20 protein-coding genes, 1 tRNA gene, 2 rRNA genes and 1 pseudogene (1 of these 24 only partly in view) are annotated in these 23029 nt (G+C 60.5%); 11 read left to right on the top strand and 13 right to left on the bottom strand.

Features of this window, described 5'->3' with window-relative positions; genetic code table 11:
- The 3 genes from CP958_RS08405 to CP958_RS08395 form a co-directional block, all read left to right on the top strand.
- Nucleotides 1-788 (top strand): 23S ribosomal RNA (locus CP958_RS08405) (it extends 1954 nt beyond the left edge of the window).
- A gap of 91 nt (nt 789-879) precedes the next feature.
- Nucleotides 880-994, top strand: a 5S ribosomal RNA gene (gene rrf / locus CP958_RS08400).
- Nucleotides 995-1097: 103 nt separating this feature from the next.
- Nucleotides 1098-1174, top strand: a tRNA-Met gene (locus CP958_RS08395).
- Between the two features lie 68 nt (nt 1175-1242).
- Here CP958_RS08395 and CP958_RS08390 read toward each other — a convergent pair.
- From CP958_RS08390 to CP958_RS08360, 7 genes are all read right to left on the bottom strand, one after another.
- On the bottom strand, nt 1243-1731 hold the full coding sequence (locus CP958_RS08390) for an SDR family oxidoreductase (RefSeq protein ID WP_096701523.1): 489 nt from the start codon (nt 1729-1731) through the stop codon (nt 1243-1245).
- 45 nt (nt 1732-1776) lie between these two features.
- Nucleotides 1777-2199 (bottom strand): universal stress protein, encoded by a 423-nt coding sequence (locus tag CP958_RS08385; RefSeq protein ID WP_096701522.1) that lies wholly within the window; start codon nt 2197-2199, stop codon nt 1777-1779.
- A 56-nt stretch (nt 2200-2255) separates the two neighbouring features.
- Nucleotides 2256-2990, bottom strand: coding sequence for a siderophore-interacting protein (locus CP958_RS08380; RefSeq protein WP_096701712.1), 735 nt, complete (start codon nt 2988-2990; stop codon nt 2256-2258).
- Nucleotides 2991-3001: 11 nt separating this feature from the next.
- Complete coding sequence (locus CP958_RS08375) at nt 3002-4534, bottom strand: DHA2 family efflux MFS transporter permease subunit (protein WP_096701521.1); 1533 nt, start codon at nt 4532-4534, stop codon at nt 3002-3004.
- Nucleotides 4534-5748: an efflux RND transporter periplasmic adaptor subunit gene (locus CP958_RS08370; protein WP_096701520.1), complete on the bottom strand. Its 1215-nt coding sequence runs from the start codon at nt 5746-5748 to the stop codon at nt 4534-4536. The genes CP958_RS08375 and CP958_RS08370 overlap by 1 nt, the downstream gene beginning before the upstream one ends.
- Complete coding sequence (locus CP958_RS08365; protein ID WP_170958900.1) at nt 5745-7250, bottom strand: efflux transporter outer membrane subunit; 1506 nt, start codon at nt 7248-7250, stop codon at nt 5745-5747. The genes CP958_RS08370 and CP958_RS08365 overlap by 4 nt, the downstream gene beginning before the upstream one ends.
- 87 nt (nt 7251-7337) lie before the next feature.
- Nucleotides 7338-8255, bottom strand: a complete 918-nt coding sequence (locus tag CP958_RS08360; protein ID WP_096701518.1) for a LysR family transcriptional regulator — start codon at nt 8253-8255, stop codon at nt 7338-7340.
- Between the two features lie 493 nt (nt 8256-8748).
- Between CP958_RS08360 and CP958_RS08355 the strand changes: the two are divergent.
- From CP958_RS08355 to CP958_RS08315, 8 genes and pseudogenes are all read left to right on the top strand, one after another.
- Nucleotides 8749-8955: pseudogene (locus tag CP958_RS08355) on the top strand (transposase); the annotation flags it as partial.
- Nucleotides 8956-9230: 275 nt separating this feature from the next.
- Nucleotides 9231-9452 (top strand): hypothetical protein, encoded by a 222-nt coding sequence (locus CP958_RS08350; protein WP_096701517.1) that lies wholly within the window; start codon nt 9231-9233, stop codon nt 9450-9452.
- Nucleotides 9453-9556: 104 nt separating this feature from the next.
- Entirely contained in the window at nt 9557-9739 is a 183-nt protein-coding gene (locus CP958_RS08345) for a hypothetical protein (RefSeq protein ID WP_096701516.1), read from the top strand.
- 296 nt (nt 9740-10035) lie between these two features.
- Nucleotides 10036-10452 carry an ester cyclase gene (locus tag CP958_RS08335; protein ID WP_141400473.1) on the top strand — a complete coding sequence of 139 codons (417 nt, stop codon included), beginning with the start codon at nt 10036-10038 and terminating at the stop codon, nt 10450-10452.
- Nucleotides 10453-10463: 11 nt separating this feature from the next.
- The gene (locus CP958_RS08330) at nt 10464-12314 is read left to right on the top strand and encodes a CocE/NonD family hydrolase (RefSeq protein WP_096701514.1); all 1851 of its coding nucleotides are present in this window, start codon (nt 10464-10466) and stop codon (nt 12312-12314) included.
- Nucleotides 12315-12356: 42 nt separating this feature from the next.
- Nucleotides 12357-14519, top strand: coding sequence for a molybdopterin-dependent oxidoreductase (locus CP958_RS08325; protein ID WP_096701513.1), 2163 nt, complete (start codon nt 12357-12359; stop codon nt 14517-14519).
- A 35-nt stretch (nt 14520-14554) separates the two neighbouring features.
- On the top strand, nt 14555-15622 hold the full coding sequence (locus CP958_RS26915; protein ID WP_096701512.1) for an NAD(P)/FAD-dependent oxidoreductase: 1068 nt from the start codon (nt 14555-14557) through the stop codon (nt 15620-15622).
- 12 nt (nt 15623-15634) lie between these two features.
- Complete coding sequence (locus tag CP958_RS08315; RefSeq protein WP_096701511.1) at nt 15635-15823, top strand: YfhL family 4Fe-4S dicluster ferredoxin; 189 nt, start codon at nt 15635-15637, stop codon at nt 15821-15823.
- A gap of 28 nt (nt 15824-15851) precedes the next feature.
- Here the strand turns inward: CP958_RS08315 and CP958_RS08310 are convergent, their stop codons facing one another.
- The 6 genes from CP958_RS08310 to CP958_RS08285 form a co-directional block, all read right to left on the bottom strand.
- A complete protein-coding gene (locus CP958_RS08310; protein ID WP_096701510.1) occupies nt 15852-16829 on the bottom strand; it encodes a LysR family transcriptional regulator in 978 nt (325 codons plus the stop codon).
- Between the two features lie 81 nt (nt 16830-16910).
- On the bottom strand, nt 16911-17099 hold the full coding sequence (locus CP958_RS08305; protein WP_096701509.1) for a hypothetical protein: 189 nt from the start codon (nt 17097-17099) through the stop codon (nt 16911-16913).
- A 32-nt stretch (nt 17100-17131) separates the two neighbouring features.
- Nucleotides 17132-17983 carry an SDR family oxidoreductase gene (locus CP958_RS08300; protein ID WP_096701711.1) on the bottom strand — a complete coding sequence of 284 codons (852 nt, stop codon included), beginning with the start codon at nt 17981-17983 and terminating at the stop codon, nt 17132-17134.
- Nucleotides 17984-18011: 28 nt separating this feature from the next.
- On the bottom strand, nt 18012-19901 hold the full coding sequence (locus tag CP958_RS08295; RefSeq protein WP_141400472.1) for a CocE/NonD family hydrolase: 1890 nt from the start codon (nt 19899-19901) through the stop codon (nt 18012-18014).
- 5 nt (nt 19902-19906) lie between these two features.
- Complete coding sequence (locus CP958_RS08290; RefSeq protein WP_096701507.1) at nt 19907-21673, bottom strand: acyclic terpene utilization AtuA family protein; 1767 nt, start codon at nt 21671-21673, stop codon at nt 19907-19909.
- 146 nt (nt 21674-21819) lie between these two features.
- Nucleotides 21820-23019 carry a thiolase family protein gene (locus CP958_RS08285; RefSeq protein ID WP_096701506.1) on the bottom strand — a complete coding sequence of 400 codons (1200 nt, stop codon included), beginning with the start codon at nt 23017-23019 and terminating at the stop codon, nt 21820-21822.
- Nucleotides 23020-23029 lie beyond the last annotated feature (10 nt).

Genomic DNA, 23029 nt, shown 5'->3' with positions numbered 1-23029 from the left:
ATGTGGATGTGTAGGATAGGTGGGAGCCTATGAAGCACCGGCGCCAGCTGGTGTGGAGGCAACCTTGAAATACCACCCTTCTGCTTCCTGGTATCTAACCGCGCCCCGTGAACCCGGGGCCGGGACCCTGCATGGCGGGTAGTTTGACTGGGGCGGTCGCCTCCCAAAGAGTAACGGAGGCGCGCGATGGTGGGCTCAGGCTGGTCGGAAATCAGCTGTCGAGTGCAATGGCATAAGCCCGCCTGACTGCGAGACAAACAAGTCGAGCAGAGACGAAAGTCGGTCATAGTGATCCGGTGGTCCCGCGTGGAAGGGCCATCGCTCAACGGATAAAAGGTACGCCGGGGATAACAGGCTGATCTCCCCCAAGAGTCCACATCGACGGGGAGGTTTGGCACCTCGATGTCGGCTCATCACATCCTGGGGCTGGAGCAGGTCCCAAGGGTTCGGCTGTTCGCCGATTAAAGTGGTACGTGAGCTGGGTTTAGAACGTCGTGAGACAGTTCGGTCCCTATCTACCATGGGTGTTGGAAACTTGAGAGGACCTGTCCCTAGTACGAGAGGACCGGGATGGACGCACCTCTAGTGTACCGGTTGTCGCGCCAGCGGCATCGCCGGGTAGCCATGTGCGGACGAGATAACCGCTGAATGCATCTAAGCGGGAAGCTCCCCTCAAAACCAGGTTTCCCTATCAGAGCCGTGGAAGACCACCACGTTGATAGGCAGCATGTGGAAGCGTGGCAACACGTGAAGCTAAGCTGTACTAATCGCTCGATCGGCTTGATCGCCCATGCGTAGCGGCAAGCCCGACACAAGAAACACTGAATGTGCACGAAGGTACTAATCAGATCAGAAATTCTTCTTCGTTTCCTTCGACGACCAGGTGGTCATAGCGAGGGCCCCCCACCCGATCCCATCCCGAACTCGGACGTGAAACCCCTCTGCGCCGATGGTACTGTGTCTTAAGGCACGGGAGAGTAGGACGCTGCCTGGTCTTCAAAGGAAACGAGAAAGAAAAACCTAACACGATGAAAACACCGGCCCCCAAAATGGGCCGGTGTCGCCATTTCAGGCCGGTAACCGGCCAAATATATTACCGCGGGGTGGAGCAGCCCGGTAGCTCGTCAGGCTCATAACCTGAAGGTCGCAGGTTCAAATCCTGCCCCCGCAACCAAATTAGCCCGTAAGTCCAATGGCTTACGGGCTTTTTGATTCCTGGGCCGCCGTGGCGGGAAAGTCATGTCAATGCTGTGTCAACAAATTGACTGGCGGGCGTTGGCGCTGCCTGTCAAGTATTCCCCCGGTGAGGGCCGCCTGTTCGAGCGGGCCTTGCTCTGAGATTCTGCCAGCCCGACGTAATACCAACCTGCGCTGATTGTCACCGGACATGACATTGGTCTGGAAGAACCGCTCCCATTCCGCATCGTCGGTGTCGAAGAAATCCCGAAGAGCGTAGATGCCAAGGCAATTGACGAGAATGTCGCAATCCGGATGTTCGGTGAGCAACTGCCCGCACATCCGCGGCGTTGCCAAGTCACCGGAAAAGCCCGTTAGTTTGGCCGATCCATCGCTCTGTCGGATCACGTTCAACGCCCGCTCGACGCTCTCGCGGCTTCTGCCGTTGATGATGATTTCGGCTCCGCAGGCGGCCAGCCCCTTCGCGATCGCTAACCCGATGCCGGCCGTTGACGCGCTGACCACGGCCTTCTTTCCCGACAGATCAATGATCATGAGATATTCCTTTCATCTCTGACGTGCCGCAGTCCAATGCCCGCATCACTGGGAGCCAGGAACGACCAGGACCGGACACGACGTGTGGTCGAGCAGATCGTCGCAGACCGAGGGATCGAAGACGCGCCCGAGCAATGACATGTGGCGATGACCGATCACGATCAAGTCACAGCCCAGGGACCGTGCCAGAGCAGCGATGACTTTGGCGGGAGAGCCGTCGGCGACATGGCTTTCGGCGGTTACGCCGCTTTCGGCAAGGCGTTCGAGTGCGGCGCGAGCAACCTGCCTCGCGCGTTCCTCGGACGCCTCGACGGCAAGATCGCTGGTGGCAGCCATGCCCGGTACGTCGGCAACGGTGAGAACGTGAGTCTTCGCGCTGAAGGCCAGAGCCATAGACGTTGCCAAGGCGAGGACTTGGTCTGTGTCATGACCTCCGTCAACAGCGACCAGGATTGCGGAAATCGCCATTCACACCTCCATCGTATCAGAAACAATCCTGAACCCAGCCATTCCGCTCATTCGCTTCAATCATCCCCCCGATACGCCGGTGTTCCCTTTTTCCAGTAACCCTTCGACTGGATCGAGGTTTGCGGAACACCTCGGTCAACCAGAAGATGGGTCAACACCGACCGCACCATGAACGCTTCGCCCGCAAGCAAAATTTGTGACTTCCGGTAATCGAGACCGGCTCCCTGGACTGCCAATTCGATCTGTCCGGTGGTGCCCGGCGCCTCGGCCCCGGAATGAAGCCAATGCACGTCAAGCGTGGCGGCGCTGTCCAGCGGCTGTTCGTCCCGCGCGTCGATGACCTCGACGATAATGGCGGCCCGCGTCGTCGCGGGCAGGGCGGCTGCCACGGCGGCGATGGCCGGAAGGGCGGTCATGTCGCCGATGAGGATATGGTTGTCTACCCTCGGATCGATGTCATAGCCGGGACCAGGCCCGGCCAGTTGGATGATTTCTCCTACCTGCGCGTGCCGCACCCAGCTGGCCGCCGGGCCGGTACCGCCATGCAGGGTGAAATCCAGATCGATCCGTCCGATGACAGGATCGTAAGCGCGGATGGTGTAGCCCCGCGCTGCGGGTTTCCCGTTGTCAGCCGAGGGAAAAATGACCTTCATCCATTGCGCCGGTTTGATCGGACCGAGGTTGCGAAACTCCGGGGCGACAACCGAGATGCGGCGCATGTGGGGCGTGACGTCGTGGACGGCGACCACCCCGGCGGGGGTGAGGGCCCGGTCGTGACCGCGTGTACTCATGGAAACCTCCTTCAAGACGCTTTGCGCGGCGCGTGGGCGAACCAGATGATCGCCAACCCCGCCGTGACGGCGAATGTTGAAAAGATGAAGAAATCGTTGAGGGACAGCATGTGCGCCTGCACTTCAAGCTGGCGGGCGATCACCGCCCACACCTGATCCTCGGTCAGGCCGCTCTTGCGCATCACAGTGACCATGGTTGTGGTATTTTCGTTGGACGGCGTCAGGGTTTCGACCAGATGGGTCTGGTGAAAGCGTGCCCGCTGGTCCCAGAAGGTCTGGGCGACCGACGTCGTCAGGCTGCCTGACATCATGCGAATGGCGTTTTGCAGGCCGGAGGCCGAGGCCACCTTGTCCGGGGGGAGGCCGACGAATGACAGGCTGACCAGCGGCGTCAGAAAGAAGCCGATGCCGACACCTTGAGCCAAACAAGCCATGGCGATGACGCCGGCATCGACTTCGGTGGTCATGGTCGAACGCCACCAGGCCACCAGAGCCATGGCGACGAAGGCCAGGCTGGCGAACAGTCGGGCATCGACCGTGCGGACCCAGCGTCCGAGGAACGGGGCGAGCAGGATGCCGAATACCCCAATCGGCGCGGTGACCCAGCCCGCCCAGGTCGCGTTGTAGTCCATGTCGGTTTGCAGCCACAGCGGGATCATCACGATGCTGGCGAGGTAGAGGCCGAACCCGACCGCCACCGCCATGCTGCCGACGGCGAAGTTGCGATGGGTGAACAGTCGCAAATCGACGATGGGATGAGCGTCCCCCAATTCCCACACCACGAGAAATATCAGCCCAAGGCCGGCCATCGCCGCCGTGACGCAGATGAGGGGCGAGGAAAACCAGTCGAGAATCCGGCCGCGATCCAGCGTCACTTGCAGACAGCCGATGGCCACGGCGACAAGGAGGAATCCAATCATGTCGACCGGCAGTTTGACTGTCGGCGAATCACGATGGCGCAACAGAAAAAAGGTGGAGGCGACAACGAAAATCCCCACCGGCACGTTGATCAGAAAAATCCACGGCCAGGTGAATTGATCGGTGATCCAGCCTCCGAGCAGCGGACCGGCGACAGGTCCGGCCATATTGGTCATGGCCCACATGGCGACTGCCAATGCCTGCCGCTCGGCGGGAAAGACCGCGACCAGCAAGGCTTGGCTCAGCGGCACGATCGGTCCGGATACTGCGCCCTGGAGGACCCGGAAGGCCAAAAGGGCGTCCAATGACGGCGCCAGTCCGCAGAGTATGGAAGCAATGGTGAAGGCCGTCACCGAGGCGATGAACAGCCGGACCTGGCCGAAACGCCGGGACAGCCAGCCGGTCAGCGGAATACAGATGGCGCTGGCGATGGCGTATGAGGTGATCAGCCATTCGCCTTCGTCCGGGCTGACGCTGAGGTCGCCGGAAATGGTCGGTACGGAGACGTTGGCGATGGTGAAGTCCGTCACCACCATGAACGAACCCAGGCCGAGGGTAATCGCCGCCAGTGCGCGGGGCATGCCGAACAGGGGGGTGATCGGTGACTTGGGGGTGGAGGTGGACATTACCGACCTCCGATATTGGCGGCGACGATATCGCTCACGCGCGTGTCCGCCGCTGCGGCCTGGGCTTCATACAGCACCGCGTTGTCGTCGGTCTTGGGCTTGCGCTCCATGGCGAGTTTTGGATCACAGACGCCGGCATTGATCTCGACTTTGGCCGACATGCCGATGCGCAAGGGGTTACGGGCGAGTTCCGTCGGGTCGAGGCCGATACGGACCGGCACCCGCTGTACCACCTTGATCCAGTTGCCGGTGGCGTTCTGCGCCGGCAGCAACGCGAAGGCGGCGCCGGTTCCCGCCTCCATGTCCTCGACGTGGCCGTGATAGACCACCGCCTTGCCGTAGATGTCCGCCGTCACGGTGGCGGGCTGTCCGGGGCAGACGCCCTTGAGCTGGATTTCCTTGAAATTGGCATCGACCCACAGTCGGTCGAGGGGAACCACCGCCATCAGCCGGTCGCCTGGGGCGACACGACGCCCCAGTTGCACCATTCGCTGGGCGACCATGCCGGAAACCGGGGCCGGAATCCGGGTCCGTTCCACGGCCAGCGTGGCCGCACGGACCCGCTGAGCCGCATTCTGCACCGTCGGATGGGTGTCCAATACCGCCCCCAGGCCATCGACCTGGGCGAGGGCTTGCGCTCGGGCCTGCTCGGCCGACCCTAATGCCGCCTCGGCCGATGCCAGTACCGCCTCTGCAATATGAACGGCATCGGCTGCGTGCCGGACATCCTCGGCGGAAACGGCGCCGGTTCCGGCAATGGACTGGCGTTCGCGGAAATCGGCACGGGCTTTAGCCAGATCGGCGCGGGCCTTGTTGATGTCGGCCTGCCGAACGCGAATATCGGCGTTGAAGCGGGCGTCGCTGGCGTAAAGCCCGCGCACGCTTCGAACCGCCTGGGCAAGCTGCGCTTCGGCAGACGCCAGTTCCACCTTGGCGTCGGTCGGGTCGATTTCCACCAGCAGCGCCCCGGCCGAAATCCTGTCGGTGTTGTCGGCGAGGATGCGGATGACGGTGCCGCTGACCTGTGGCGTCACGGATACCACCTGACCGCCGACATAGGCGTCGTCGGTCGCGCGAAGCGTGTCATCGGACAATACCGTCCAAATGCCGCCGATGGCTGCGGCTGCGACGAGTCCGCCGGCCAGCCATGTTAGCCGCTTGCGGCGGATGACGGCGGGATTGGACCCCGGTGAAGGAACGTGGGAATCGGTCATGGCTTCGTTTCCATCTTGCGAGGATCGACACTCAGTTCGGCGCCTGCGGCCGTCGGTATGGGGGAAGATGGCGCCCAGGCTCCGCCGAGAGCCCGGATCAGCGTTACCTGGGCAATGGCGATCCTGGCGCAGGCCTCCGCGGCCCGGCGTTCGCTCAACAGTAGAGCGGTCTCGGAAGCAAGGCGATCGGACGCGCTCGACAGTCCGTGCCTTTCGCGGATCTTCTGAAGGTCGACGACGGAGATCCAATGGGCGAGCGCCGCTTCCGCCTCGGCCCGGCGCGCGAATTCCGACTTCAGCGAAGCAATGCCATCCGCCACCTGCTGTAGGGCGGTGGCAATGGCGGCGTTATAGGCGCTGACCGCGGCATCGTACTCGGCGGTGCGGCCCTTGAGATTGCCGCGCAACCGTCCGCCATCGAAAATCGGCAGGGTGATCGCGGGGCCGCCACCGACGGCGGAACTGCTCAGGCGCAGCAGGCGGTCGAAACCGAAACTTTTTAGGCCAACGAAGGCGGTCAGGTCCAATTCGGGATAGAAGGCGGCCCTGGCCACGCCGATGTCGTGCGCGGCCGCTTCCACCATGGCCCGGCGCATGGTCACATCGGGACGATAACCCAGCAGGGTTGTTGGGATGGCGGATAGTGGCGCCGGATTGGCGATGGTTATCAGGGTCGGGCGGACAAGCCGCTCGGCGAAGGCGGGGTCCCTGCCGAGCAGGGCGGCGATCTGGTAGCGCCGCCGGGCGATCTCCCCGTCCAAGCGGGCGATCTCGCTGCGGGTTTCAGTGATAGCCTCTTGGGCTTGCACCGCGTCGATGGCGGTGGCAAGACCAGCCTTGGTGCGAAGAACCAGCAGATCGATGACGCCTTGCCTGCGCGACAGCCCCGACGCCGCGATGTCGCGAGTCCGATAGGCGGCATCAAGCTGGACATAGGCCTCGACGATGGCGGTCTGCAACACCAGTGCCGCGTCGGCTGCCTCGGCCTTGGCGACGGCGAGGCGTTCCTCGGCTGCCGCTTCCGCCTCGCGCTGTTTTCCCCAGAAATCCAGGCGATAGCGCAGATCGGCGGTCAGCACCCCCTCGTTGCCCCACGAGTCGGCATAGGGGGCGGGATAGGTGTAATGGTCGGGGAAGCGCTCCCTGGTCAATTGGCCGGAGCCGGTCACCGAGGGCCAGGCGTCAGCCTCGACGGTGCCGAGGGCAGCCTCTGCCCGGCGGATGCGGGCCGCCGCCGCCGCTATTGATGGCGCCTCGTCAACAGAAGCGGCAATCAGGTCGTCAAGCTGAGGATCGCGGTACAGCGTCCACCACTGAAGAGCATGACTCGCGTCGGAGTGCTGCGCCGTCGTCTGGATGACCTGTCCGGCGTCAAGATGCTCCAAATCCGGCATCACGGCGAGGGGAGCAAGGTCACGTCCCGCCGCACAGGCCGCCAGGGCCAACACCGAACTACAGGAAAGGAAAAGCGCTCGCCGTCGTAAGGAATTCAGTCCAGCCATGACGCCTCTCGAATCTGGTTTCGAGACAGTCATACGGCAGGAACGCACCCGTCAAAAATGATGCTATATCTAATTATTTATTTCATATTATGAAATCCGCTGGTGCCATTGCCCGGCGCAGACCTCGCGGACGGTTTCTCGCAGGAAGCGGTTTGCGGCGTCATGGTTGAGACGGGGATGCCACGCCTGGGCGACAACCACCGTCTCCATCGGTAGCGGAATATCGAAGGTGCTGAGCGCCAAGCCGAGGTCGGGAATGCCGCTGAGCGTCAAGGTTGGGACCATGGCGACGAGATCAGAACCCGGCAGGGCGAACATGGCCGAGAGGAAGGAGGGGACGATCAGGGCCGTCCGCCGGGCCAACCCAAGCTCGGCAAGGGCGCGATCGATCGGCCCCTCGGCGCGGCCTCGTCGCGACACGCTGATATGGTCGAAACGGGCGAAGCTCTCCGGCGTGATCGGTTCCGACAGAATCGGATGACCGGGCCGGACGATACCGACATGATGGTCGCGAAAAATCGTCTGAACCCGCACCTCCGGCCCCATGGCCCGGAGCGCGCCGATGTCGAGGTCAATGCGGCCCTCGCGCAAGGCATCGTCATCGCCATCGCCCTCCGGTGCGAAGCGAAGAACCACCTTGGGGGCCTTCTCGGTGATCCGTGCCAGCAGCCTGGCGGCGAAGGCGCCGGTGAAGCCCTCATTCGTCCGGATGGTGAAGCGTCGCTCCAACGTGGCGAAGGACACCGGCCCTTCCGGCCGCAGCAGGGCCGAAGCCCCCTCGACCAGGGTGTGAACCTGATCGCGGAGCGCCAGCGCCCGCGGTGTCGGCACCAGATTGCGACCGGCGCGGACCAGAATGGGGTCGCCCATGGTGTGACGTATCCTTGCCAATGCCCGACTCATGGATGGGGCGCTCATCCCCATGCGTTCGGCTGCGCGCGTGACACTACCTTCCTCGATCAGCACGTCGAGAACGATCAGCAAATTCAAGTCCGGAACCACCATTTTGTCCTGCCAGCCGTGAGAGCGTAGAGCGTTATGAGCACCACTGTTTTCTTTAGCCTCAGGTCATGCTGCCGTCTTCCTCCGGCTGAGGCCACCATGGATTTCATGCAGTGCAATGATTGCTTCGACTCTATCCCGTTTCCCGAGTGATAAGAGATACTTCATAATAATGGCTTGCCGTGGCGCCATCCGCGTTGAGAATGACCAAACTTGCGGCGCATAATTTTCAGTGGCGAGCCTGTGGCCGTGTTCTGCCGATTGGTGCAGGAGCACTTGCCGGGGAATGACGATGTCGGGAGCGTAACGACCAAAAGCATCATTCTCTGGCGCGCCCGCGATGAGTGGGGGGCACCGACGATCTCGGAGGCTTAATTGCGAGACCGGCTATGAACGCGTCTCGCAGTCCAGTCGGGAGTATTCGCGCATGTTCGGAACACCACTGAAACGGGACGTGACCGACCCAAAAGCTGAACCCGCCAAGCTCCAGGAGCGTGGACACACCGTTCGCATCATCCCGGCCCAGTTCGTGAAGCCTTACGTCAAATCCAACAAGAACGACATCATCGACGCCGCCGCCATCGCCGAGGCCGTGACGCGACCGACCATGCGTTTCGTCGAGGTCAAGTAGCCCGAGCAGGTGGACCTTCAAGCACTGCATCGCATCCGAGACCAGATGGTGCGCAGCCGGACCCGACTGATCTGCCAGATGCGGGCGTTCTGCCTGGAATATGGCGTGCCGATGCGCCAAGGCGCCGGTGTCTTCAAACTGGATCACGGCTAAGGTCTCCGTTGTGGACCATCATCTCGCGGGCCGATCCCGCCACGTCCTCGGCGGCGTTACGGCTGGTGCTGGTGCCTTGGGACAAGGTGGTCCGGGAGAATGACGCATGATGGCGGCTCCGCGTGATCGTCGATAGTCGTTGATGTGTCCGGCGATCAGAGCGATGGATGGTCCCACGAACAGGGGAGGCCACCATGGGCAAGCACATCGCCGATACTGCCATTGCCGCCAATATCGACGCCCTGGCAGCCCTCTTGCGCGACATGGCCACGCGCATGGACGAGGCCACCGGCTATGTCCGTGACGGCCAACGAAACGCTGCCATTGGTACCATCATCGACCTCGACCGCATGCTGGCGGATGCGGTCGCACTGCACGGGGCGGCACTGGCCCTGCATCGGAACACGCCAGCCTGATCACCTGACGCCCCGGTTTCCTCAACGCCCCGACCGGGTCCACCCGGCGGGGCCCGGGGTTGTACAGGCACGCATTGCTGTGCCGCCAACCCGAGGGAACCGCCATGATCCAACTTTCCGATTCCCAACGCGCTATCCTGTCCGCCGCCTGTGCCCGCGAGCGGCTGGAAGCCGGCGACATCATCTTGGCGGGCGGTGCCACAGCTGCTCATCCCTTGAGCCCAGGCATGCATGTGCGTTCCCTGACCCAGGGACCGGGCGCCGTCTCGTTCGTCGTGGAGGGCTGATCATGCCGCTAGCCGAAATCACCATTATCGAATGGCCGCCAGCCCGAGAAGAAGCGGGCCATGATCAAGGAGGTCTCCCAAGCCATCGCCAATTCACTCGGGGCTCCCATGGAGTCTATTCGGGTCGTCATCCGTGAAATCCCTGCCTCCCATTGGTGGGCGGCGAGCCCAAGGGATGAGCCATGCGCATGGGAAGGGCCGCGGAGCGGTGCATACCATAAGGTCCGCTTACTCCTATCATTAGTATTTCCGTCTTATCTGTGAGTTTTATCTCCGGCAGTATTGAAAAATACACCATGCTGGAGGCTGTAATGAATAACAGTTCAATAAAGTCCATATCTGCTGAGGACAAGAAGCGGATAGCGACAGAATTTTATATTGAGTTTGTTGTTAACCTGAAGTTCGACCTTGAGGGGAAATATATAGGCAAGAGTTATCGGCAGCATAATCCGATGATTGCCGATGGAATTGAGGGCCTCAAGGCATTCGCCGCCCATTTCAAGGGGCTTTATCCCGAGGTCAGAGTTGATTTCAAGAAAGTGTTCGTTGACGGTGATTATGTAATTACCCATTCAAACGTATTTCTCCAGCCCAATTCCCGCGGAATGGCTGTTGTTGATATCTTCCGATTTGAAGGTGACAAGGTGGTTGAGCACTGGGATGTCATCCAGGAAGTTCCTGCCGAATCCATGAACAGCAATACGATGTTTTAGGGGGGGGGGATATGGACAAGCGGCGGAGCACTTATTCCGGGGACGAGTCTGCGGTTGTCATTACCGGCCACAAGTCAAAAGGGCACGCGATCCCGTATGGCACGAAGGTGGATGGTGTCTTGTTCGACGGCTATCCCCAACTCGTCAAGGAGCAAGGGTCGGCAACCGCCACCTACCGCGTCCTGAAGGAAAAGGATGTGATGGTCGCCATGCGCGATGGCGTGCGCATCGCGGTGGATATTTATCGGCCCGAGAATACGGATGAGAAGTTCCCCGCCATTCTGGCCTGGGGTGTGTGGGGTAAGGATACCCAGGAGGCTGTGGGCTGGCAGGCCGAGTTTCCGCAGCCTTACTACGACAGCGCTCTATGGGATGGAACCATGGAGGCGGGCGACTATAACTTCACGGTGCCGCGCGGTTATATCCATGTGATTCCCGACCCTCGCGGTATCGGTAATTCCGAGGGCTATGGCACGCCCGGAAAATCTCCTCATGATCCCGAGGATATCTACGACCTGATCGAGTGGCTGGCCGTTCAGCCGTGGTGCAACGGCAAGGTCGGCATGATGGGGCCGTCGTCCTATTCCATCGCGCAGATGAAGGTGGCGCCGCTGCGCCCGCCGCATCTGGTCGCCCTTCATCCCGATGGCAATCCCTGTGGCAACGGGGACTATTTCCACGGCATCTACGACACGCTTCCCTACCACATTCTGATCGGTCGCCATGGGAATGACAGTTGCTGGGTGCCGCCCAATTACGCCTTCACTCCGCCAGAGCCGTTCTCCATGTCCCTTCCGGATATCAAGGAGCGAATCGCGGAGGCCAAGAACCATCCTGACATTAAATACAACAGCAAGATGTATTCGCATATCGTCTACCCGCGAAAGCATCCGGTTCTGTTCGATACCCTGATCTATTCGTTCCACCCCCGGCCGTTCGCGCCCTACAATCCGATCGAGCATTTCGGAGCGACGCCCCATCTCGGTGAGGTGACCCTGCCCATGTATGTGGGGACCCCGTGGCTGACACGGCTTTATATCTGGTCCACCTTCGAGTCATGGGACAGCGTTGGAACTCCCGAAGGGCAGAAGAAGCTGTTCCTGCCGCCGCCGGGTGACTCTCCCCGTCCCTATGCCGAATACCACGATGAAACCCTGCGCTGGTACGATTACTGGCTGAAGGGTATCGATACCGGCGTGATGGATGAGCCGCCCATCAAGATGTTCGTCATGGGCATCAACAAGTGGCGGTTCGAAAATGAATGGCCGCTGAAGCGGACCGAGTGGACCAAGTACTATCTGCAATCCGGAGGTGGCTTGTCGCCGACTGCCGGTTCTGCGGGCGGGACCGAAAGCTTCACCCAGCCGGCAGCCAATGTCGATCCGACGGTTTACTGTCTGCGCTACACCACCGAGCCCTTGGCGGAAGACACCGAGATCACGGGTCCCATCGCCTTGCATCTGGAAGCGTCCATCGATATCGATGACACCAACTGGATGGCTGATCTGGTGGATATCGCGCCCGATGGCAGCCGCCGCCTCATCAGTCTGGGCTTCCTCAAGGCAGCCTTCCGCGCGATCGACCCTGCCCGCTCCAAGCCCTATCGACCGGTCCACCCCAAGCAGGACCCCGTTCCGGTCACGCCGGGCCAGGTGGTGGGATACGATATCGCCATGATGCCGACGGCCAATGTCTTCAAGAAGGGCCATCGAATCGAACTGGTGATTCGCAATCAGGACGACCTGCATAGCCGGCTGGGGACTTGGGGTGTCTATCATCTGCCGTTCATGCGTAGCGTCACCCACACCATCCATTTCGGTCAGTCGCATGTGTTGCTGCCGTTGGTGCCAGCACAGCGCTGACGGAGCCGAGGATTATCCGAGACCGCATTTGGGGGGGCTTGCGTGGACCACACGGTTTGTCATTGCTGTTACGCCAATTGCGGTCTCTCGGTTCTCGTCGAGGAAGGTCGCGTCGTCAAAATCACCGGAGACAAGGGAAATCCCGCCTATCGGGGCTTCCTTTGCTCGAAGGGGGGAGAGGCGGGGGGGCACTATTCCAGTCCAAACCGTCTTCTCCACTCCCAGAAACGTCAAGAGGACGGGTCATTTGCGCCCATCCGAAGCGCGGCAGCCATCAGGGAGATCGGCGACAAGGTGGCGGCGTTGCTGGATCGGCACGGTCCGCGCTCCATAGCCATCTACCTGGGATCACACGGCTTCATCAATACCCCCGTTTTCGGGCTGCATGGCGCCTTTGCCTCTGCGCTGGGCACTCCGATGCTTTTTACCAGCGTTACCATCGACATGCCTGGGAAGTCCGTGGCATCCAGCCTTCATGGAATTTGGTTGGCGGGGGCACCCAGTCTCAGCGAACTGGATACTGTCTGCCTGGTTGGTAACAACCCATTGATTTCCATGACGGGTGGCGGCGGCAACAATCCGATCGCGGGGTTTCGAGAGCTTCGGGAGCGGGGCGCGAAGGTCATCGTTATCGATCCCCGCCGCAGTGAGAGCGCGGCCAAGGCGGATGTCCATCTGCAGATTAATCCGGGCGAGGACGCCGCTGTCCTGGCAGGATTCGTCCGATATCTGATCACTGAAAATCTTTATGACAGTGAATTTGTTGATGCCGAGACGATCGGCTTCGAGACGCTCCGCAGCGCCGTGGCTCCCTTCACCCCCGAAATGGTCGCTTCTCGAGCGGGCATTTCCGTGGAGGAGTATATCATCGCGGCTCGCCAGTTCGGAGCCGCCCGTCGCCTGGGGATTAATTGCGCCACGGGCCCCAGTATGTCCGGCCAGGGCAACATCGTTGAATATCTCGCACGGGTACTGCAAACCTTGCGCGGGTCATGGCGGCGCGCAGGGGATCGCATCGCTAATCCGGGCGTTTTCATACGGCGCCCTCCGCCCATCGCCGGGTCGACAGGTCCGCTTCCCGCTTACGGCTTCGGCGAAAAGCTGAGGGTGCGCAATCTTGGCAACAGTGCCGCCGGCATGCCCACCGCCGGGCTTGCCGAGGAGATTCTGACTCCTGGCGAGGGCCAAGTTAAGGCGCTCTTTGTCTTCGGCGGCAATCCCGTGTCGTGCTGGCCAGATCAGGCCATGGCCCACAAGGCCATGAAGGAGCTGGAGCTTCTGGTCGTTGTCGATCCACAGATGACGACAACGGCGCGTTTGGCTGATTACGTCGTGGCTCCGAAGATGCCCATGGAAATGCCCAGCGTGTCGTATTTCTCGGAGTTCTTCTCTCACATCGATATTGGAACGGGCTGGGGTTATCAGCAGCCATATGCCCAGTATGCGCCAGCTATTCTGGCGCCCCCCAGTGACAGCGATCTGATCGAGGACTGGGAACTGATGACCGGCATTCTTGGGCGCATCGGTCGCCCCTGCACCATTCCCAGCATGGCCTATCTTCATCCTACCGAGGCCATGGCGAACGGAACCGTTCTAGGGCCGGGGGCAAATCCGTCCTCGGAGGAAATCTTGGCGGCTCTCTTCAAGGATGCCCCGGTCAGCCTGAGCGAGATCAAGGAAAAGGGGCGAGAAGGTCACGTTTTCGACCTCCCGGAGATGGTCGCGGTTCCCAAGCCTGGAGACTGGCCGGGTAAGCTGGATATTGGAAACCTGGTGATGCTGGAGGCTCTGGACATGGCGGCTCTGCCCCCCGCCGGGCGAGATAATCCAGACTTTCCGTACCGAATGATAAGCCGGAGAACTCGAGGTGTATTCAACTCTTGCTGGCATTCAGAGCTCTCTCGGCTGCGTCATAACCCTGCCTTCATGAATCCCGCCGATATGAAGAAGGAAGGGCTGAGGCCTGGAGACCGGATCGATGTCCGTTCGGAAGCGGGATCGGTTCTTTGCATTGTCGAAGGCGATGAAGGAGTCAAGGCCGGCTGCGTCTCCATTTCTCACGGCTTTGGCGGCATTCCGGATGACGGGGCTGCGCCTTTCCAAGGCAGCAATATCAACCTGTTGACGCGGGTCGATGCGGATTTCGACGTCTATACGGGCATGCCCCGTCTTAGCAATGTCCCGATCTCCGTTACGCGGGCCTAGGATCCTGCTCGCCCCCCCCTATTGAAAGGCAGTTCATGGAACACCACGACGTAATCATCGTTGGTTCCGGCCCGGCCGGATCGAGCTGCGCCAAGGCCCTGCGGGAAGCGGGCGTAGATGCCCTTATGCTCGAGCGAGAGCAATTGCCGCGTTACAAGACCTGCTCTGGCTTGTTGCTTGGTCAGGGACAGGAGCAGGTGCGGAGAGTTTTCGGCAGCGATCCGCCCGAGGATGTCTATTGCACTCCCACGAGCTGGATCCCGGAAAGCAATTTCATGATGTGGCAGCCGGATGGCAGCTTCCTCAAGTTTCCAATTGAACTGGATATGGATGGTCGTTCCTTTTCCAAGGATTTCCGCAATCTTTGGCGAAACAAGTTCGACCACTGGCTGCTCAAGCAGTCGGGCGCCCATTGCCGTGAAGGCGTGAGGGTGCTGGGCTTTACCGAAGCGGATGGCCAGATCGAGGTTCAGGCGGCAGGGACTGAAGCGGGGGCTCCCCGGCAGAGTTTTTCGTGCAAGTATTTGGTGGGGGCGGATGGGGGAACCTCGGCGGTTCGCCGCGCCTTGAAGGCGGGGGATACGACTGCGGACGACGGCGAATATGTGATGGTGTTCCAGCGATACTACAAGATCGTGTCGCGGGGAAAGTTCGAGCCGAATACCGGCGTTGCCTTCCATCTGCCGGAACTCTCCTCCTACTGGTGCCATACCTTGGAAAAGGACGATTACATGGTCCTCACGGTCCATGGCGCCAGGGGCACCAATCTCCGCGACATACTTGACCGGTTCAAGGCTTTCCTGGCCGAGAAATTCAATCTGGCGCTGGGGGATGCCTGGCGCGACGAAGGCTGCCAGATTCGGCTTGGATCGACCTTCCTCGGTCGGGGGCGGGTCCTGCTGGCCGGGGAATCTGCAGGTTTCTGGTACATGGCGGCTGAAGGCATCAGCCCCGCCATCGACGGCGGCTATCGCTGCGGTAGGTCCATTGCTCGTGCCCTTCGCGGGGAGGGCGACGCCCTGACCCTGTACTCCGAGGATGCACAGGGCATCGTGGCGCATGTCGAGCGCTGCCTCAAACAACTTCAGTTTTCGGCAAAATGAAGGAACCGGCCTATGGCGCTGCAAATCACCGGAGAGTGCGTCAACTGCGAGATGTGTGTCCTGGAGTGTCCGAATCAGGCCATCTCACGGGGTGACGACACCTTCATTATTGATCCTGGCTTATGCACGGAATGCGTTGGTCATTACGATAGCCCGCAATGCGTCAGCGTCTGCGCGGTGGATTGCATCCACCCCTTGTGATGTTGACCCGGATAAGCCTTCCGTACCGTCACGGTAATTCGTCCGCGGCACGTCGCAGGACGGTGCGGAACCAAACATGGGCCGCGTTGGTACAAGATGCGGAACACCAGAACGCGTCTATGACAAAGGACCGGCAAACCGGCCCGAACTCGGCAACCTTTATCTTGTATCTCTTGGAAAATTCGGTTGCCAATTTTCTTGGGACTAAAGAGACGCAACGTGTGTTCTCGACGATGTTCGCGATACCCATGAAATCGGGCAAGCTACAGATCGATGATTCGTCAAGGCTGTAGGTTGGCTGAACCGCGTCTCGCGCTTCACGGGACACGCGCTCATGGAGTTGCGGACTGACACGGGGAGCCGTGCGGTATTGCTCCTCGGTAATGACGTCAGAAACCGCATCATTGTTCTCTGCGGCGATGCACACGATATAGTCCCGCCACAGATACATCGAGTCGACTCGTTTGCCGAAGCTGTGGCCGAATTCCGAGGGCCCGATGGCGAAATCCACCCGACCAAGATCATCGGCGTTACGGAGATCTGCCTCGACGAATTTGACCACGATATTCGGCGCCTCGGCGGAGCAGATACGGATCAAGATCGGCGCCAAAAGCATCACCACATAGTCAATCGACGTGATCGTCAGCACCGCCCTGGCCGTGGAGGGATCAAAGTCCTTGTGCGAACGCATAAGGCCGTCGGCGTGGGCCAGTAGATTCTGTAGAGGCGGCAACAGTTCCTGGGCTCGATCGGTTAACCGAACCTCTCGGCCCACGGTTTTCAATAGCTCATCGTCAAGAATCACCCGCAGCTGCTTCAGGGCCTGGCTGACCGCGGGCTGGGTCAGGCCAAGCGAACTTGCCGCCAAGGTAACCTTGCGGGTGCGAAGCAATTCATGAAGGACGGGAAGGAGATTGAGATTCACCCGACGAAGGCGGCTTATCAATCCAGCTGCGCTCCCCAGTGATTGCCTGCCAAGATCTGTCTGGTCGCCGCTGTCTTCCACAACCGTCCTCCCGCAGCTTCTACCATCACCATGATGGCACCATTTTCTCGGGGCGTCGGTTCATTTTGTAGCGGTTGGTCATCAGGCGGCAGCTGCCTCGCGCTCCTCCATCCGCTGGGCGATACGTCCCATGCTTCTCCCGATTTCAGGATAAAGATGGGCCAAGCGCAAGGCCAGTTCGTGTCCAGCCCGCCAATTCACCGGATTTCCTGCCAGTTCCGCCTCCAGGATTTTGGCCAGCAGTTCGATCTCTTCCCAGGTGTATTTCATCTCCTCTCTCCTTCAAAACCGCCGGGCTCATCCTATTTGAAGTAGTCGGGTTTATCCGCCACCCAGAACTCACCCCAGAGAACGCCACCGCCATCGACCGTGAGGGTCTGGCCGGTGATAAACTTTCCGCTGGGAGCGCTGAGATAGACGGCGGCCTCGGCGATGTCGAAGCTGTCCCCGAAGCGCATCATGGGGTTCCCTCGCGCCGAGCGCTGGCGGGCCTCCTCGGTGTAGACGCGCTGTCCCTCGGTATCGATGGCACCGGGGGCGACGCAGTTCACCCTGATATTGTAGGGCGCCCATTCCACCGCCACGGTCTTGGTCAAGGCCACAACCCCGGCGCGGGCTGCGCAGGTATGGGCGACGCCGGGCTGTCCGCGATCGACCACCGTTACGATATTGACGATGGAACCAGGCTTGCCGCTGTCGCGCCAATATCGTCCGGCAGCCTGCATCATGTACCAGGTGCCGTTGAGATTGGTGTCCACCACTGCATTCCAGCCCTTGGCCGAGAAATCCATGGCCGCCTGGGGAAACTGGCCGCCGGCGCTGTTGACCAGGACGTCGAGGCCGCCCAGCGCCTCGGTGACCTTACTCATCAGGGCGTCCACGTCTTCCGGCTTGCGGATGTTGCAAACGAAGTGCTCGGCCTTCAGTCCGGCCTTGCCCATGGCGGCGCAAACGGATTCGAGTTTGGCCAAGTCACGGCCTACGATGGCGACTTTTCCTCCCAATCGGGCGAAAAGCCATGCCATGGCCTTGCCGAGTCCGCTGCCGCCGCCCGAAATCAGCACGGCCTTGCCATCGAACAGGCCGGGACGGAAGCTGCTTTCATAGGCCGCCAGCTCCTCGTCGGTAAATCCGAAACGTACGGTATAGGTCATGTCTTTCCCCTCCATTTCGGCAAGCCGACTAGGCCTTCGCCGGAATCAGCGGTAGCAGGATGTGGGAGTTACCGAAATGGATCTCGTGCATGACGGTCTGCATGAAGGGAAGCATGTAGACCCCCCAGGCTCCGAGGCGGCTGTGCAGGTCGTCCTGGTTGCGGATGATCACCTCGATGGAGTGCCCTTTCTTGAACACGTTGGCGGTTGGCATCAAGGCGATGGCGTAGGTATTGACCTCGCCGGGGACCACGGGCACCGGGTTCTGACGCGGGTGGATGGGGTCGAAAGGACGGGACTTGGCCTCGTCCAATGCCCGGAATTTGGCCTTGAGATAGCCATTGCTCAGTAGCTGTCGATTGCCGTCGGGATCGACATCAACCAGATCGACCATCCAATTGGTGTCGTCAGTGTCGATGGCCGCATCGATGTAGCAAGCAACCGGGCCGGTGACTTCCATCTCCTGATCCAAGGGGGCCGTGCGGTAACGCAGGCTGAATACCGTTGGGTCGAGATAGGGGGAGGGTTGGGTCAGAATATCAGGTCGTGGATTTCCTGATACGGGTTCGGCGGAGAGGCCCCCCTGGGGATGAAGGAAGAACTTGGTGTATTCCGTCCTCTTCAATGGCCACTCATTCTCGAAACGCCACTTGTTGACGCCCATGACGAACATCTTGACCGGCGGTTCGTCCATGATGCCGTTGTCGATGCCGGCGCCCCAGTATTCGTACCAGCGCACGATCTCGTCATGGTACTCGGCATAGGGGCGGGCCGGATATCCGGGTGGATAGAGGATCAGCTTCTTGTTCTCGGATGAAGATCTCTCAAAGACCTCGAATGTGCCCCAAATGTACAATCTCACTCCCCAGGGGGTGCCGATATACATGGGAAGCTTGACGTTCTCGGGCCTGGTGGGCACCGGCATGGGGTGGAAGGTCGACATCAGGATCTGATCGACGATCTGAGGCGACTTGAAGGGATATTTCAGGGTCGAATACCACTTGGTATTATACTTGATATCGGGGTGCTCGAGCGCTTCCGAGATCCAGGCATCCAGCACATCCTTCGGCAGCATCTTCATCAGCATCGACGGCTGCTTGGCTTTTGGGGTGTTGGGAGCGGGGAAGGTGCTGTCGTTCCCGTGGCGACCGTATTCGATGTGATACATCAACGCATCGAAAATGCCGTGGAAGTGATTGCCCCAGAATGGGCATTCGTCGGGATGAATGGCGACCAGTTCCGCCGGCACATCATCGGCAGAAGCCGCCGACACCTGCGCCCAGGAATACGACGACGGCCCCATCATGCCGACCTTACCGTTACACCAGGGCTGTGCGGCGATCCAGCGGATCACATCATGGATATCCTTGGGGTCGTGGACCGACATATTGTCGAAATGGTCCCCCTCGGAATTGCCCATGCCCCGGGGCTCGGGAATGACGTGCACGAAACCGCGCGGCACCGTGTAGGTGTAGTTGCCGGCCTCCATGGTGCCATCCCAGAACGGGCTGTCGTAATAGGGCTGGGGCTTGTCCCAGTTCCAGGCGACCGCTTCCTGACCATCCTTGCCCCAAATTCCCCAGGCAAGAATGGCGGGGAACTTTTCACCTTCCGCATCAGGACGATAGACATCGACGGCAATGCGCACGCCATCGCGCATGGCGACCATGATGTCCTTTTCTTTCTTGATCCCAAATTCCGGGCCCCTTTGGTCCGTCTTGACCAATTGTGGGTAGCCATCGTAGTAGACGCCATCGGTCTTACTCCCAAAGGGGACCGGCTGGCCGAATGCCTTGTAGCCGGGCACCATCAGGCGGATTTGATCGGCGTTATAGATGGTAATCGGCGTCGTCCCGGACTCCAGAGCCTGTTGCGGCTGATTTGCGTCCACTTTGTGTCCTCCGGATTTCTTGGTCACGACATCTAATCCTCGGTGATGACTAGGCCACGAGGGACCGTCACAGGCATGGAGAGAAGGAGTGGAGCCATAGTTTTTCCCCAGGGATCGTTGCGCAAGGAGGCCGCTACGCCGCCGGCCAGGGCCTCCTCGCACAAGAAATTGAAGGCATGGATTCCTGGGGCTTCATAACGCGTCACCTTGCCGCGTATCAGGTGACTTAAATACGTGGCGACGCGTTCCGCCGTCACTTGCGAGCGAACATAGGGCAAGTATTCCGGGCGGCGGAGAATGATGGCGATGTTGGCGGTGTCACCCTTGTCGCCGCTGCGACCATAGGCCAAGGCAACCAGCGGAACCGATTCCACATCCCCGTCAAGCATGATCGGAATATCCTTGCCGGCACTTTGACCTGGGCCTTGTGCTTCGGTGCCGGGCGGTATGTCCACGCCAAGTTCGGTATCGCCAATCCAGACCGAGGGGCTTAGACGCGTTTTCGGCAGGAGAAACGAGCAGGCATTGATTCCGGGGGAAACCTTGGGACGTCCTCCGACACCCGTGACGCCGGGGGCCCATGAGGTGCCTGCCGGCCCCAGCTCGCGAGCGAAAAGTTCAAGCGCCTGACGCTCCCGATGGGACACCGCCAGACGGAGCACCACCTCGCGGGCGTAGGCGGCTCTGGAGTGCGGGCCATACCCCGATTCCGCCCCGAGAATCTCAATCTTGGTGTCGGTGTAATCTGCGTAACCGTTGGCCTTAAACAAGGCGCGGGTCCGTCCGAGAATGGCTTCGCCTGTTTTCTGGGCCTTTTCCGCAGCGTCGTAACCCACGACCGTTAGGGTGGTGAAGCATCGATAGCCGTCGGGGTAGGTCGCGCACACCTTGTAGCTGGTGGTCGGAGGCAGGCCCATGACCCCGGAGACCTCGACCTGATCCTTGCCGACTTGACGCAGTTTGACCTGGGTGAAATCGCAAACCACGTCGGGAAGAATGTAGCGGGAGGGATCTCCCACCTCATAAAGGATCTGTTCCGATATTACGGCGGAATTCACTAACCCGCCGGTATTCTCCGGCTTGGTCGATATGAAGGTTCCATCGGCATAGGCCTCGACAATCGGGTATCCGATCTCGGACCAGCGTGGGACCTTGCGCCAGTCGGTGTGCAAGCCGCCGGTGGCCTGGCAACCGCACTCGATGATATGGCCGGCCAGGCTGCCGGCCGCGAGTTTGTCGTAGTCGGTTTCGCTCCAGCCGAATTCATGCATCAAGGCGCCCAGGGTGACGGCGCTATCGACGCAACGACCGGTGACCACGATGGCGGCTCCCTCATCAAGCGCCCGTTTGATGGGGAGCGCTCCCAGATAGGCATTGGCACTCAAGATTCGAGGGGGGATGGCGGCGCTGGGGTTCTCGGTCCGCAGGCCCTCGATCTGAGGCATGACATCGTCGCCAACCACAACCGCGATCTTGGTGTCGATACCCAATTCGGCGGCGACGGCTGCCAGGGCTGCAGCGCAACCACGGGGATTGACCCCACCTGCATTGGCGATAACCCGGATGCCCGACTGGGAGATCTCCGGAAGCATCGACTTCATGGTGTCAACGAAATCGACGGCGTAACCCTGCTCGGGGTTCTTGATCCTGGCCTTGGCCAGGATTGACATGGTGAGTTCGGCCAAATAGTCAAAAACGAGATATTTGACATTGCCTTGACGGACCAATTGAGGAACAGCAACACTGCTGTCTCCCCAAAACCCGGAAGCACCACCGATGCGAACGCCTTTCCTACTCATTCAGACACCTTGATGTTTTTTCGGTTGTCGCGGGTCGTTTATTTCCCAGGCATTAATGAGTAAACGTGACATCCATTTACCCGGCTATCCCGGAAATCCGTGAACTCCCCGCGCCACCGATCATTCAATTCACATCAAGGTTGGAATTATCCTCTGGATTCAGTCACCCGGAGCACGACAGCCATGGCCGAATCACCGGCGGCGCAGCCGTTGAAAAGCCCGACGCCACCACCTCGGAGTACGAGTTCCTCGATCATCTCGATCATGGCACGCAGACCGGTCGGTCCCTGGGGGTGTCCCCAGATGAGAGAACTGCCGAAATTATTCATCTTTTCAACGGGAAAGCCGGTTTCCATGGCGAAGGCGATATCGTTCACCGCGAAGGGATTGTGGGATTTGACGGCGTCGATCTGGGCGATCTTCAGCCCCGCGGCCCGAAGCGCGTTGTGTGATGCCGGGATTACGGCCTTGGGCATATGGGCCTTCTCGGTGCGGCCTTGGCCAAAACCCAGAATTTCCACCTCGATGGCGCTGTCGAGCGACAGCTTGCGAGCCAGGTCGCGGCTGGTGACGATCATTCCGGCGTTACCGTCGGCCGGGTGGGTCTGACCACCGAAGGTAACGCTGCCGCCCGGCTTCACCGGCTTCAACCTATCCAGCCCCTCGCGGGTGGTGGCGAAGATCCCTTCATCGGACGACAACACGCCGATCTGTTTGCGGAAGTTTGCATCCGTGAGGGGAACTTCAACCATGTATCGGCGTTGGAAGGCGCGGTCATTGGCCAAAGCCTCGGCATACTGCTCGCTGCGTCGCAAGACGACGTCGTGTTGCATGGCGGTGGAAATGCCGAATTGCCGCGCCACGTTGTCGGCGGTATCGACCATGGCGTTGCCGCCGAAGGGGTCATTGCCGAAATTGTCCAGGACCCAGGCCTCAGATACGCCGCGTCCGCCAGGGGCTGTTTCGTCAGGGTAATAGAGAACCGCGCCGTTGGAACACCGGTCCGCCGCGATCAGCAAGGCGCAGTCGGCACTTCCTTCGGTGATTTCTTGGTTGGCCATCTGCAGTATCCGCGCCGATGTGGCGCAGGCCTGTTGCACCGTGGGCCCGGTAACCGCCTCCAATCCCATCATCGCGGTGACCCAGGGCAGGCCGTAGAAGCTGCTGACCTGTGGGTTGGTGATCCCCAGGATACCGAGATCGATAACCTCGGTGGGAAATCCCTTCGAGGCCAAAGCCTGCTTGGCGGTGTTGGCGGCCAGTTTCAGGCTGTGCAGTCGGGACAAGGAGCCCTGCCACTTGGCGAAGGGGGTCGACCAGTACGCGCCGTAGGGTATGAAAGCCATGGATAGTGCC

Origin of the sequence: Magnetospirillum sp. 15-1, assembly GCF_900184795.1 — a bacterium.
In the GTDB taxonomy this organism is placed as follows: Bacteria; Pseudomonadota; Alphaproteobacteria; order Rhodospirillales; family Magnetospirillaceae; genus Phaeospirillum.
Note: the sequence above shows the minus strand (reverse complement) of the source record. Positions and strands in the feature narration are given on the sequence as shown.

What these genes read in the sequence shown, in the direction of transcription:
- CP958_RS08390 (WP_096701523.1), bottom strand. Translation starts at nt 1,731, where the DNA reads ATGATCATTGATCTGTCGGGAAAGAAGGCCGTGGTCAGCGCGTCAACG.
- CP958_RS08385 (WP_096701522.1), bottom strand. Translation starts at nt 2,199, where the DNA reads ATGGCGATTTCCGCAATCCTGGTCGCTGTTGACGGAGGTCATGACACA.
- CP958_RS08380 (WP_096701712.1), bottom strand. Translation starts at nt 2,990, where the DNA reads ATGAGTACACGCGGTCACGACCGGGCCCTCACCCCCGCCGGGGTGGTC.
- CP958_RS08375 (WP_096701521.1), bottom strand. Translation starts at nt 4,534, where the DNA reads ATGTCCACCTCCACCCCCAAGTCACCGATCACCCCCCTGTTCGGCATG.
- CP958_RS08370 (WP_096701520.1), bottom strand. Translation starts at nt 5,748, where the DNA reads ATGACCGATTCCCACGTTCCTTCACCGGGGTCCAATCCCGCCGTCATC.
- CP958_RS08365 (WP_170958900.1), bottom strand. Translation starts at nt 7,250, where the DNA reads ATGGCTGGACTGAATTCCTTACGACGGCGAGCGCTTTTCCTTTCCTGT.
- CP958_RS08360 (WP_096701518.1), bottom strand. Translation starts at nt 8,255, where the DNA reads ATGGTGGTTCCGGACTTGAATTTGCTGATCGTTCTCGACGTGCTGATC.
- CP958_RS08350 (WP_096701517.1), top strand. Translation starts at nt 9,231, where the DNA reads ATGGGCAAGCACATCGCCGATACTGCCATTGCCGCCAATATCGACGCC.
- CP958_RS08345 (WP_096701516.1), top strand. Translation starts at nt 9,557, where the DNA reads ATGATCCAACTTTCCGATTCCCAACGCGCTATCCTGTCCGCCGCCTGT.
- CP958_RS08335 (WP_141400473.1), top strand. Translation starts at nt 10,036, where the DNA reads ATGCTGGAGGCTGTAATGAATAACAGTTCAATAAAGTCCATATCTGCT.
- CP958_RS08330 (WP_096701514.1), top strand. Translation starts at nt 10,464, where the DNA reads ATGGACAAGCGGCGGAGCACTTATTCCGGGGACGAGTCTGCGGTTGTC.
- CP958_RS26915 (WP_096701512.1), top strand. Translation starts at nt 14,555, where the DNA reads ATGGAACACCACGACGTAATCATCGTTGGTTCCGGCCCGGCCGGATCG.
- CP958_RS08315 (WP_096701511.1), top strand. Translation starts at nt 15,635, where the DNA reads ATGGCGCTGCAAATCACCGGAGAGTGCGTCAACTGCGAGATGTGTGTC.
- CP958_RS08305 (WP_096701509.1), bottom strand. Translation starts at nt 17,099, where the DNA reads ATGAAATACACCTGGGAAGAGATCGAACTGCTGGCCAAAATCCTGGAG.
- CP958_RS08300 (WP_096701711.1), bottom strand. Translation starts at nt 17,983, where the DNA reads ATGACCTATACCGTACGTTTCGGATTTACCGACGAGGAGCTGGCGGCC.
- CP958_RS08290 (WP_096701507.1), bottom strand. Translation starts at nt 21,673, where the DNA reads ATGAGTAGGAAAGGCGTTCGCATCGGTGGTGCTTCCGGGTTTTGGGGA.
- CP958_RS08285 (WP_096701506.1), bottom strand. Translation starts at nt 23,019, where the DNA reads ATGGCTTTCATACCCTACGGCGCGTACTGGTCGACCCCCTTCGCCAAG.